At 67.2% G+C, this 11,823-nt stretch carries 14 protein-coding genes; 3 read left to right on the forward strand and 11 right to left on the reverse strand.

Going from position 1 to position 11,823, the window contains the following annotated elements; translation table 11 throughout:
• Positions 1-20: 20 nt before the first annotated feature.
• Positions 21-563, forward strand: coding sequence for a ferritin-like domain-containing protein (locus C7402_RS37725; RefSeq protein ID WP_112176769.1), 543 nt, complete (start codon positions 21-23; stop codon positions 561-563).
• A 50-nt stretch (positions 564-613) separates the two neighbouring features.
• On the opposite strand, the gene C7402_RS37730 is transcribed toward C7402_RS37725, so the two are convergent.
• The 11 genes from C7402_RS37730 to C7402_RS46565 form a co-directional block, all read right to left on the reverse strand.
• Positions 614-1,828, reverse strand: a complete 1,215-nt coding sequence (locus C7402_RS37730; protein WP_116614204.1) for an MFS transporter — start codon at positions 1,826-1,828, stop codon at positions 614-616.
• A 125-nt stretch (positions 1,829-1,953) separates the two neighbouring features.
• Positions 1,954-2,781 (reverse strand): phosphodiesterase, encoded by an 828-nt coding sequence (locus C7402_RS37735; RefSeq protein ID WP_116614168.1) that lies wholly within the window; start codon positions 2,779-2,781, stop codon positions 1,954-1,956.
• A gap of 22 nt (positions 2,782-2,803) precedes the next feature.
• Positions 2,804-3,844 carry an ABC transporter ATP-binding protein gene (locus C7402_RS37740; protein WP_116614169.1) on the reverse strand — a complete coding sequence of 347 codons (1,041 nt, stop codon included), beginning with the start codon at positions 3,842-3,844 and terminating at the stop codon, positions 2,804-2,806.
• On the reverse strand, positions 3,841-4,794 hold the full coding sequence (locus C7402_RS37745; protein WP_116614170.1) for an ABC transporter permease: 954 nt from the start codon (positions 4,792-4,794) through the stop codon (positions 3,841-3,843). Before C7402_RS37745 ends, C7402_RS37740 begins: the two co-directional genes overlap by 4 nt.
• Positions 4,795-4,822: 28 nt before the next feature.
• Positions 4,823-5,647 carry an ABC transporter permease gene (locus tag C7402_RS37750; RefSeq protein WP_116614171.1) on the reverse strand — a complete coding sequence of 275 codons (825 nt, stop codon included), beginning with the start codon at positions 5,645-5,647 and terminating at the stop codon, positions 4,823-4,825.
• Positions 5,648-5,667: 20 nt separating this feature from the next.
• Positions 5,668-6,690 carry an ABC transporter substrate-binding protein gene (locus C7402_RS37755; RefSeq protein WP_372460490.1) on the reverse strand — a complete coding sequence of 341 codons (1,023 nt, stop codon included), beginning with the start codon at positions 6,688-6,690 and terminating at the stop codon, positions 5,668-5,670.
• Between the two features lie 280 nt (positions 6,691-6,970).
• On the reverse strand, positions 6,971-8,008 hold the full coding sequence (locus tag C7402_RS37760) for a LacI family DNA-binding transcriptional regulator (RefSeq protein WP_116614172.1): 1,038 nt from the start codon (positions 8,006-8,008) through the stop codon (positions 6,971-6,973).
• Positions 8,009-8,574: 566 nt separating this feature from the next.
• Positions 8,575-8,874, reverse strand: coding sequence for a hypothetical protein (locus C7402_RS37765; RefSeq protein WP_116614173.1), 300 nt, complete (start codon positions 8,872-8,874; stop codon positions 8,575-8,577).
• A 520-nt stretch (positions 8,875-9,394) separates the two neighbouring features.
• Complete coding sequence (locus tag C7402_RS37770; protein WP_116614174.1) at positions 9,395-9,667, reverse strand: hypothetical protein; 273 nt, start codon at positions 9,665-9,667, stop codon at positions 9,395-9,397.
• A gap of 395 nt (positions 9,668-10,062) precedes the next feature.
• Positions 10,063-10,311, reverse strand: a complete 249-nt coding sequence (locus tag C7402_RS37775; protein WP_112176777.1) for a hypothetical protein — start codon at positions 10,309-10,311, stop codon at positions 10,063-10,065.
• Between the two features lie 254 nt (positions 10,312-10,565).
• A complete protein-coding gene (locus tag C7402_RS46565) occupies positions 10,566-10,772 on the reverse strand; it encodes a hypothetical protein (protein ID WP_133254626.1) in 207 nt (68 codons plus the stop codon).
• Here C7402_RS46565 and C7402_RS37780 point away from each other — a divergent pair.
• Entirely contained in the window at positions 10,756-11,370 is a 615-nt protein-coding gene (locus C7402_RS37780) for a glutathione S-transferase family protein (protein ID WP_116614175.1), read from the forward strand. The genes C7402_RS46565 and C7402_RS37780 overlap by 17 nt on opposite strands.
• 160 nt (positions 11,371-11,530) lie before the next feature.
• Positions 11,531-11,785, forward strand: coding sequence for a hypothetical protein (locus C7402_RS37785; RefSeq protein ID WP_372460482.1), 255 nt, complete (start codon positions 11,531-11,533; stop codon positions 11,783-11,785).
• The last annotated feature ends 38 nt before the right edge of the window (positions 11,786-11,823 follow it).

An 11,823-nucleotide genomic window follows, 5' to 3' on the forward strand; every position in this document is an offset into this window, starting at 1 on the left:
CATGTTCGAAGGAGAGCCAGATGTCGAAGACACACGCTTCGTTTGATTTCGACCTCAAGCGCGTGCGCGAAGAGGCGCGCCGCAATCTCGACCAGGGGCCGGTCACGCCGGACTACCCCGCGAACCGCGAGACCGTGCTCAAGATGCTCAACGATTCGCTCGCCACGGAACTGGTATGCGTGCTGCGCTACAAGCGGCACTACTTCATGGCGAAGGGCATCGAATCGGAGTCGGTCGCGGCCGAATTTCTCCAGCACGCGAACGAGGAGCAGCAGCACGCCGACATGCTCGCCGCGCGTATCGTGCAGCTGGGCGGCGAGCCCGACTTCTCGCCCGCCACGCTGATCGCCCGCTCGCACTCGGAGTACAAGGAAGGGGCGGACCTGAAGGACATGATTCGCGAGAACCTGATCGCCGAGCGCATCGCGATCGAGAGCTATCGCGCGATCGTCAATTATCTCGGCCACGGAGACACCACCACGCGGCGCATTTTCGAGGAGATTCTCGCGGTGGAGGAGGAGCACGCCGACGACATGACCGACTTGCTCTACGCCCGTAAATAACGCGCGTAAATCACGCGCGCAAGCAACCCGCGATATTCACGCCGCCCGCATCAGGACGACGCCTGTGCGCCCGCGCCCACGCGCGGGCGTGTCGCGTAGTGAATCACGCCCGCGAGCGCGGTGAATGCGAGGCCGGCCACACACACGCCGATCCAGCCGAAGGCGTGCCACGCGGCGACGCCCACGGCCGAGCCGGTGGCGCCGCCGATGAAGTAGCACACCATGAAGACGGTGTTCACGCGGCTGCGCGCTTCGGGGCGCAGCGCGTAGATGCGCGACTGGTTCGAGATCTGCGCGGCCTGCACGCCTACGTCGAGCACGACCACGCCGATCGCGAGGCCAATGAGGCTCGTGCCCGAGAACGCGAAGATCGCGAAGGCGATCGCCATCAGCGCGATCGACATGGTGATGACCGCGCGCGGCCCGCGCTTGTCGGCCGAGCGCCCGGCGATCGGCGCGGCGAGCGCGCCTGCCGCGCCGACGATGCCGAACAGACCCGCGGCCTGCGGCCCGAGATGGAACGGCTCGCCCGCGAGCAGCAGCGTGAGCACGGGCCAGAAGAGGCTGAACGCGGCGAACAGGCACGCGCCCGTGGCGGAGGCCTCGCGCAGCCCGCGCAACTCCACCACGAGATGCCACATCGAGCCGAGCAGCTTGCCGTAGCCGAGCGTGGAAGTGGGCTGGCTTTTCGGCAGCTTCTTCACGATCACGACCGCGAGCGCGAGCAGCGCGATGATCGACGCGCCAAATACCGTGCGCCAGCCAAAATACTGTCCGACGAAACCGGCCGCCGTGCGCGCGAGCAGGATGCCGAGCAGCAGGCCGCTCATCACCGTGCCCACCGCGTGGCCGCGCGCCTCGGGCGGCGCGAGCTCGGCGGCGAACGGCACGGCCTGCTGCGCGATGGTCGCGAGCACGCCGATCGCGAGGCTCGCGCCCACCAGCACGCCGAGCGTCGGCGCCGTGGCCGCGACGAGCAGGGCGACGCACACGCCCGCGGTTTGCAGCAGGATGATGCGGCGGCGGTCGTAGCGGTCGCCGAGCGGCGCGAGCAGCAGCATGCCGGCCGCGTAGCCCAGTTGGGTCGCGGCGGGCACCGCGCCGATCCAGGCGGCGCCGGCGGGGAAGCTCTTGCGGAAGTCGTCGAGCAGCGGCTGGTTGAAGTAGATGTTCGCGACCGTGACGCCCGCAATGGTTGCGAGCAGGAGCAGCAGGCCGGGCAGCGACTGGCCTGCGCCAGCGCTTGCGGAATCGGGTGTGGACATGTGCGTGATGCGGGCGGCGCCCGGAGGGACGGAAAGGCAGGCTTCGAGCGTGCCGATCATACCGGAGCGCGCGCGATCGCGCTGGGCGCCCCGCGACCGGTTTCGACGCCGGTCAGGGGAGCGCTTCAGTCGATCAACTCGCCCGAGGGTTCGTAGAACGGATAAGGCCCGTCGAACGTCTCCACGTAGCCGTGGTGCGTCACGATCCCGCCGTGCGGATCGTAGCGGTGCAGCGCGAACGCGGGCGGCTCCAGCGTGAAGGTGGAGGGCGCGCCGGGCGCGAGGTCGAGCGTCACCTGGTGCGCGGGCGCGGGCACGGCCGAGGCGATCGTGCCGCCAAAGCGCACGAACATGGGCCGGTGCACGTGGCCGCACAGCACGCGCTCGACGTTCGGGTGCTGCGCGATGAGCGCTTCGAGCGCCTGCGCGGCGCGGGCGTCGAGACGGATCGCATCCATGTGGCCGATGCCGCAGTCGAACGGCGGATGATGCAGCGCGACAATCACGGGCTTGCCGCGCGCGTCGTCGAGCGCCTTCGCGAGCCACGCAAGGCGCGCTTCGCAGAGCGTGCCGGCGCTTTGCCCCGGCTCCATCGAGTCGAGCGCGATCACGCGCAGCGCGCCGAGGTCCAGCGCGTAGTGGACGAACGCGCCGCCCTCGCGCAATTCGGGCCGCTCGGCGAACACGTCGCGCAGCGGCTCGCGCGCGTCGTGGTTGCCGATCAGGAGCCAATACGGAATCTCCAGCGTATCGAGCAGCGCCTTGAGGTGCCGGTATTCCTCGACCGAACCGCGATCGACGAGGTCGCCGGTCACGAGTACCGCGTCGGGGCGCGGGGCGAGCGCGTTCAGGCGCGCGATGGTGCGCTGGAGGCCCGCGGCCGTGTCGACGCGGCGATAGGCGAGCGCGCCCGGTTGCTTGATGTGCAGATCGCTGATCTGGGCGAGCAGCATGGGGAACCTCGTTGTGTAAGATTTACGCAAGCGCGATGAGCGCTTCGGGGGCGATCGAGATGCCGACCGGCGTGCCGCGCGCGAGCTCGATGCGGCCCGCCACGTCGACGAGCAGGGCATCGGGGGCGGCGCCGCCGATCGTGAGGCGCGTGCGCTCGCCGAGGAAGGTCGTCTGCTCGATCACGCCGCGCAGTTGCGCGGCGGCGGGATCGGCGAGCATGGCGTCTTCGGGGCGGAAAAAGAGTTCGGCGGCGCCCGCCGTCGGCTGCGTGCCGGCCGCAACGGCGCCGCCGCTCGTGCGCAGGATGCCGTCTTGCCATTGTCCCGCGATGCGGTTGAGCGTGCCGACGAATTGCGCGACCGCGCGGCTCGCGGGCTGGTAATAGATCTCGCGCGGCGTGCCGATCTGCTCGATGCGGCCCGCGCTCATCACGACGATGCGGTCGCCCAACTCCATCGCCTCGGCCTGATCGTGCGTGACGTACACGGTCGTCACGCCGAGTTCGCGCAGCAGCGCGTTCATCTCGCCGCGCAAGGTGTCGCGCAGGCGCGCATCGAGCGCGGTCAGCGGCTCGTCGAGCAGCAGCACGCGCGGGCGGGGCGCGAGGGCGCGCGCGAGCGCGACGCGCTGGCGCTGGCCGCCCGAAAGCTGGCCGATGGGCTTCGCGGCGTGCGCTTCGAGCCGCATCATCGCGAGCAGCTCGTCCACGCGCGCGCGCGCGTCAGCCGTGGGAACGCGCTGGATCTTCAGGCCGTAGCCGATGTTGCCGCGCACGTCGAGATTCGGAAAGAGCGCGTAGTTCTGGAACACCATGCCGACCTTGCGACGCTCGATGGGCAGCGCCGTCACGTCTTCGTCGCCGAAGGCCACGCGGCCGCCCGCGTCGGGCGTTTCCAGACCCGCGATCATGCGCAGCGTGGTGGTCTTGCCGCAACCGGAAGGGCCGAGCAGCACGAGCGTTTCGCCCGCGCCGATCGTGAGGTCGAGCGGTTCGAGCACGCGCGTGCCGCGAAACGTCTTGGCGCAGCGCGTGAGGGTAATCGGTATCGATTCGAGTTTCATTCGGAATCCTTGTTTTTCTTCGCTGCGCTCGCGTTCACGTTCACGTTCGCGGCGGTTCCCGCAATGCGCCGTTTGCCTTGCGTGCCGGGCACGTCCACGCCGAGCCACTGCATCGCCACGAGCAAGGGCATTGTCATGAGGAAGAACAGGATCGTGTAGGCGCTGCCTACCTCGATGCGCAGCGACGCATACGTATCCGCGAGGCCCACGGGCAGGGTCTTGGTGTCGGGCGTGTGCAGCATCCACGTGAGGTTGAATTCACCGATCGAGAGCGTGAGCACCGCGAGCGCGCCCGCCACGATGCCGGGCCGCGCGTTGGGCAGCACGATCGTCGTGAAGCGCTGCCAGAAGCTCGCGCCGAGGCTCGCCGCGCCTTCCTCCAGCGTGCGCAGGTCAGCCGATGCGCACACGGCCGCCACGGGCCGCACCATGAACGGCAGCGTGAACACCACGTGACCGACCACGATGAACGCCGCGCTCATGCGAAACGCGCTGAAGCCGCCGTACACGACGAGCAGCGCGAGCGCCGAGGCGAGACCCGGCAGGGCCACGGGCAGCACGAGCAATTCCTCGATCACGCGCGAGAGGCGCGTGCGGCTGCGCGCGAGCGCGTAGCCCGCGGGCACGCCGGTCACGAGCGTGACGGCGAGCGTGGCCGCCGCCACTTCGAGCGAGAGGAACACGCTCGAGTGATATTGTGCCCAGACCTGATCGAGCCAGCGCAGCGTGAGGCCGCTTGCCACGCCGCGAAAGTAGTTGACCGTGAGCCCGGCGAGGATCGACATCCCCACGGGCACGATGAGAAACGCGCAGGTGGCGAGCGTGACGAGCCACTGCGCGCAGGCAAGCCAGGTGCGCGCGGTGGGCAGGGCGACGCGCCGCCGCGCGGCGGGCGGCTGGCCCGGCGCGTCGTGCATGCCGGGCGCCGTCGGGTTCGCGAGTGAATTCATTCTGGAGTCCTCGATAGCCGGGGGGCGCTCATGCGGTGGCTGCGACAGCCGAACCCGTCATGCTGCGCGCGAGCGTGAGCACCGCCCACGTGACCACGCCGAGCACGATGGAAAGGCCTGCGGCCGTGACCATGTTGGCGTTGAGCGTGAACTCGGTGTAGATCGTCATCGGCAGCACGTCGATGTCGGTGGCGAGCGTGAAGGCCGTGCCGAACGCGCCCATGGCGGTCGCGAAGCAGATCGCACCCGCCGCGACGAGGCCGGGCGCGAGCGCGGGCAGGATCACGTCGCGGAGCACGCGCCACGACGACGCGCCGAGCGAGCGCGCCGCCTCTTCGAGCGAGGCGTCGAGCTGGCTCGCGCAGGCCATCACCGTCACGATCACGCGCGGGATCGAGAAGTACAGATAGCCCACGAAGAGTCCCGCCATCGAGTAGGCGAATACCCAGCGCTCGCCCGTGAAGCGCAGCGCGAGCGCGCCGATGAGACCCTGGCGGCCGGCGAGCATGATCACCATGAAGCCGACCACCACGCCCGGAAACGCCAGCGGAAACGTGAGCAGCGCGACGAGCGCGCGCCGCCCCGCGAACACGCGGCGCGCGAGCAGCAGGCCGCAGATCGTCGAGATCACGAGCGTTGCCGCGGTGACGGCGGCGGAAAGTGCAACGGTCGCGCCGAGGCTCCTCATGTAGCGGCCGTTCGTTAGCAGTGCACGATAAGTGTCGACGACATGGCCGTCGGCGCTCACCTGCACGAGCGCGACCATCGGCAGCAGCCAGAACGCGAGGAATACCGCGAGCGCGGGCGCAAGGAGCGCCACGCGCCAGCGCAACGGGAAAGTCAGGTCGTGCATGGACGGGATCGGCTCGCGGTTCAGTGCATGATTTGCAGATAGCGCTCGCCGAAGGCCTGCTGCTGGGCCGCCATCTTCGCGAAATCCACGGGCTTCGCGCGTGCGTAGTCGCTCGCGGGCAGGAACTTCGAGGCGGCTTCCGGCGAGAGCGCACTCGCGCGCACCGGGCGCAGATACGCGTTGGCCCAGAGCTTCTGGCCTTCGTCGGAGAGCACGAAGTCGAGCACCTTCTTGCCGTTGGCTTCGTGCGGCGCGTTCTTCACGAGGCTCATCACGTAGGGCACGGCGATCGTGCCTTCTTTCGGGATCACGAATTCGACGTTTGCATGGTCCTTGTACTTCGCGCGGTAGGCGTCGAAGTCATAGTCGAGCAGGATCGGAATCTCACCCGAGAGCACGCGTGCATAGGCCGTCTGCTTGGGCACGATCGGCTGGTTGGCCTTGAGCTTGCTGAACCAGTCGAAGGCGGGCTGGAAATTGTCCAGCGTGCCGCCCAGCGCGAGATTCACAGCCACGGCGCCCGCATAGCCCACGAACGCGCTCGACGGATCGAGGTAGCCGATCATGCCCTTGTACTCGGGCTTGAGCAGGTCGGCCCACGAGCGCGGCACCGGCTTGCCTTCGAGCGCGTCCTTGTTGACGAAGAAGCCGAGCGTGCCCGAATGGATGGCGAACCAGTAGCCTTGCGGGTCCTTGAGATCGGCGGGAATGTCGTTCCAGTGCGCGGGCTTGTACGGCGCGATCACGCCTTTATCCCTGGCCTGGAACGCCGAGGAGACGCCGAGATAGACCACGTCGGCCACCGGGCTTTTCTGCTCGGCCATCAGTTGCGCGATGGACTGGCCTGAGTTCTTGTTGTCGAACGGCACGCGAATGCCGGTTTCCTTCTGGATGGCCTGGATCTGGCTGGCCCAGTCGGCCCATTCGGGCGGGCAGTTGTAGCAGATCGCGGTTTGATCGGCCTGCGCCGCTAGCGGCGCGCCGAGCACGGCCAGCCCGGCCGCGAGCGCGGCGGCGCGGGCGGTGCGGGTGATGACGGCAATGCGGGTGATGGGCGGCACGGCGCGCGAGCGCTGTGCAATGCGAAGCAGGGGCGCGGCGAGCGCACGCAGGGCGGTGCGCACGGGCGTGGACGAAAGCGGGCCGGCGAAGGCGAGTCGACGGGTCACGGCAGGTCTCCAGGTCGGTTGGAAAACGTTCTGGTGGATGGAGGCCGCGTGCGTGCGCGGCCCAGGTTGTTCGAGTCCGGATTCGGGCTGTATGCGGTGCGTATTGCGTATTGCGCAGTGCTTGTTGCGCAGCGCGCTCAGGCGCGCGGCCGGCTCACGAAAGCGGTCCGGCGGGCACGCCGAGCGGCGCGTGCGCAATCGCCGCGACGGTGCCGCCCGTGCGCAGCGTGTGAGGCAGCGTATTGGCGAGCGGGCCCGCGTACTGGCCGCCGATGCGCGCCATCAGGCATTGCCACGCGGCGCTGCCGATCTCGCGGTTCGGCGTGCCGATGCTCGCGAGCGGCGGCGCGAGCAACTCGCTCATGGCGAGGCCGTCGAAGCCGATGATCGACATGTCCTGCGGTACGCGCATGCGCGCGCGGCGCAGGCCGCGCATCACCACCATGGCGAGCAGATCGTTGCTGCAAAAGAGCGCCGTGGGGCGCGCCGGTCCGCTCGTGAGATGCGCGAGCACCGAGGGCGCGAGTTCTTCCGCGTTGAAATCGATTTCGAGCGCCGGGGAGGGCGTGAGGCCGGCCTGCTGCATGGCGAGCGCATAGCCGGCGTGGCGCTGGCGTGCGCGGTGGGAGGCGGCCAGCGTGCCGGCGAGCATGAGAATGCGGCGATGGCCGTGCGCGATGAGCATGCGCACGCCGTCGCACGCCGCCTGGTGGTTGTCCACCGATACCGACGGGCGGCGTTTCGTGTCGTTGTGCATCAGCACGTAGAGGGGGCCGTCCGCGTCGAGTTCGTCGAGGAGCGGGTGGGTGTCCGCGTCGGCGACAGTCAGGATCAGCCCTTCCACCCGTTGCGCGCGCAACGTTTCGATCGCGTGGCGCTCGCGCCCGGCGTCGTACTGCGTGGTCATGAGCATGAGCCGGAAGCCTTGCGCGGCCGCGAGCTCGTCGATGCCTTGCAGGCACTCCGCGAACACCGGATTGGCGAGCGTGGGCAGCACGACGCCGATGAGGCGCGTGCGCTCGCCGCGCAACTGGCGGCCGAGCGGGTTCGGGCGGAACTTCAGGGCGTCGATCGCTTCGCGTACCCGCGCGAGCGTCACGGGATTGACCGTGTGCGGCGCGTTGATCGCGCGCGAAACCGTCGCGATCGAGAACCCGGCGTGTGCGGCGACATCCTTGATGGTTGGCGTCATGCGTGCGGCCCCGGCAGCGTTGTAAACGTTTTCGATGGGCCGATTATGAAAAACGCGTATGACCGCCGCATGACGATGGACGCGCGTCATCTCCCCGCTGTCCCTTTGGGACGGGGGCCGCGCAATGGTAGAATCGCGTCCGCCCTGCCGGGGTGATGAAATTGGTAAACATAGCGGACTTGAAAGACGATTGAGTGCCCGACCGGAAACGGCCGGTGCAGAACCCCTCAAATTCGGCGAACCCCCTGGGCCATGAGGCGCGTAGCGCGCCGGGCGCCGAGGCAACGCCGAGCCAAGCCGGCTGCCGCGCGAGCGGCGGTCTGGAAGGTGTAGAGACTAGACGGGGGGCGCCTAAGGTTGTGCGCGGCGTGCGAACGCGGCGTGCGGCGACGGCGAAGGCATAGTCCAGCGCACGAACGCGCGCCCTTAGCGGGGCGTGTGGCGTCGAAAGACGTGGTGTGACGAAAATCCGCCGCCTAACGGCTTGCCGGTTCGAGCCCGGTCCCCGGCACCACAGGGTCTCCCAACGCTCCCCGATCCCCAGGCGAACTCACACTGAACGTCAGTCAGGGTTCTCGCAGCCTCGTCCCGCGTTCGCAAGGATTGTCCCGCATGGCAGCCGGTTGCTGGCCGGAATGGCTCGCCAGCGCATTGGCAGTCAGCGTGAGCGCCAGCCTGCCCGGGTCGATCGACAACCCGCCTTGGGTCCACTGCATGCCGCTGTTCCAGTTCCGGCAATCCATGCCGGTGTGGGTCGCAGACGGCGCGCGCATGCCGAATTGCAGGTTTTGCTCGATGACGTCGGCGAACGATACGCAAGGCAATGCGATCAAGGCGGTCATCAAGACGACAAGACGTCCCCGCATGGGCTGCCCTCGGCATGGATTGAATGTGTGATCCGGCGATATTACCGCGATTCGCCCCCGTATTGACCTCAATCAATCTGCGGCAAATGCGATCGGGCTGGCACGTCGTGCTGGAAAGCGGAGAAAAAACGGAGAGACCCGGCAGAAGGCGCCGGAAAAGACGGACGCGGCCACGACGAACGGCAGCGCAAATGGGTTTTGGTTGAGCGCGGCGCCCGAACAAGGCGCTTGCGCACTCAACGATTACCTATCTTCCCGGTGTGCGGGTTGATCAGCCGCGCGAAGCCGAACAGGGCCGCGATGCCGAAAGGACAGGCGATGAAGAATGCGGTCAACATGATACGAGTCAGCCCGAAACGTAACAAAATGTGTCGCCAGTGTAGCGCGAAGATGCAATCTGGATATCAGGGTGAACGACAACATATTGTTGCGCTATTGCAAGGCAATCGTGGGGAGGCGGAAGGGGAACCGGGCTGAGACGCCCGTCTGGCGGGGAAAGGAGGAGGGAGACGGCGGTTATTCAGATGCAGTCGAATATTACTTCTGCAGTTTGCGACGTCACCCCGCGCAGACCTTCGCTATGTATTTCAACGGTGTGCATCTGCTTTTTTTGCTTTTCGCAGTAGTCTTCGGCCTCGTTGACGCCCGCCGAGCGCACGCGGTTCCACGAGACGATATCCCAACGCGCGCGGCTCGTGACGTGAAGGTGGCCATCCTGTTTCGAATTGATGGCGGTCACCGATGTGCACGCCGTCAGCATGCTGACGCCAAACAACAGGACGTACCCTTTCATAGATTCTCCGTGGTCCGCGAGCATTCTCGCCGCCAACCCGTGACATTGGCAACCCAAAAGAAAGGCGGACCGGCGTGCCTGAGCGGCGGCGTTCTCGTAGTCGACGGCCACGATGCACGCTACGCAGCGGCGTGTAGCGGCGCCGCAAGGAGCCGTGAGGAGTCGTGAAGTGCCGCGAAGAACGGTCGATCGGCGCGCTCGACGCTTGACGAGGAGATCGCAGGAAGGCGGCGCAACGGCAGCCCGCGAAGCAAGAGGGCGCACGCGAACGGCGTCGCGCGGCACTAGCGCGACGAAGCGGCTGCGCACGCGAGCGGACAGACCGCGCGGGCGGCGCGCAGGTCATACGTCGCGCCACCGCGAAAGTGCCTGGCCGGTTACCGCGCGCAGGGCGCTCAGTCGTGGGCGATCAGGTCGCCGACCTGGCCTTGTCCGGAGACGAGGCAAGAGGAGAGAAAGTTTTCGCCCTGGCTGCTTGCACCGCGCTCGCCAAAGCCGCGCACGAGCGCTTCAGCTTTCACGAGTGCGGAGCCCTGGGCGCAGGTGAGCCCGCCGGCCTCGTGAGCCTGTACGCGTGTCATCGCGCGGTTCGCGAGGAGGAGTGCGAGGACGATGACGACGCCAACATTGAATGCTTGTCTCATGATTTCGTCTCCTTGTGCATTCAGACTATCTCAGCCGTTCGGCGTCCGAATCCAGGAGTTTCCCGGCGATGCACCGCAGCACATGTGGCGCATAAAAACGCGCTTTTCTGTGATCTGAACAATACTTCGGCCTCCTTCGCTTGACCCCTGTGCGTCGCTGCGCCTTGTGTGGCAAGGTGTCGTGCAAAAAGCGCGATGCGCGGGGCATGGCGCTGCGTCGCAACAATGCCGCGACGCGTCAGATTGAACGTCTGCTAACGAATGTAGCCGTATTGCGCGGCGTGCAGGACGTGGCACATCGACACGGTGTGATTTTGCACAACGAGAAAGGGAAAAGCGCCATGTGACACCGTTTTATCCCTGTCGTCTGTCGCGTCTTGAAAAGCTTCCGCGCTTCCTGCAACATCGACGTCCGATCCCTTTTTTTCAGTGCGAGGTGAACCCATGCAGTTGATCGGCATGATGGACTCCCCCTACGTGCGTCGCGTCGCGATTTCACTGCATGTGCTCGGCCTGCCGTTCGAGCATCGCAGCATTTCGGTGTTTCGCCAGTACGACGAATTTGCGCAGATCAATCCGGTCGTGAAAGCGCCGACTTTCGTCGACGACGATGGCACCCAGCTAATCGATTCGACGCTGATCCTCGACTACCTGGACCGCAAGGTGCCGGCGGCGCGGCGGCTGATGCCGGAGGAAACGCAGGAGCGCACGTTCGCGCTGCGCGTGAACGGTTTCGCGCTCGCGGCCATGGAAAAGACGGTGCAGCAGGTCTATGAGCGCGAACTGCGCCCTGCCGAGCGGCAGCACGAGCCGTGGTTCGAGCGCGTGAACGCGCAGATGCATGCGGCGTGGGCGGTGCTCGACCGGCTCGTGGCGGGCCGGGACGGGTGGCTGTGCGCCGGGCGCATCACCCAGGCCGACATCACGGCGGCCGTGGCCTGGCGATTCAACCAGTACATCCTGCCCGGCTCCGTCGATCCTGCCCGATATCCGGCGATCGCCGCGCTTTCCGCGCGCGCCGAGGCCATGCCGGAATTCGTGGCGACGCCGCTCGCCTGAGGCGCGGCGCCCGCGCAGTGGCCGGCCGGGCGGCCGCTCCGGCCTGCGCCAACCTCGCATTTTCTCCACCGCCGCGCGATTGTTAGTGATTTGCGACAAGTGACTTCGCCAACGGCCCATTTATCGGCGCACGCTGCATTCCTAGAATGACAACCATTGAATGACCCTGCGTCAGGAGGACGCGGGGCATGCAGCGGGAGTGGTCATGAAATCCTTTATCGAACGACAGTTGTATCAGCCGGCGCTGGTTCTGCCGATGGTGGACTTGATGCAGCTGATGGTGTCGCTCGACTTCAACATGGGGCAAGTCGGGCTGATGGTGGCAACGCGTGGCGCGCGCGCCGCATTCCTGCGTTCGCGCGAACTGTGGAACGCCGGGCACGGCGAAATCGTCCCGACCGATTGCGTGCACTGAGCGCGAGCCGTCGCCGCGCCTGCCGCTGAACGCGCAGT

The organism is Paraburkholderia unamae (genome assembly GCF_003096875.1).
Classification (GTDB): Bacteria; Pseudomonadota; Gammaproteobacteria; order Burkholderiales; family Burkholderiaceae; genus Paraburkholderia; species Paraburkholderia unamae.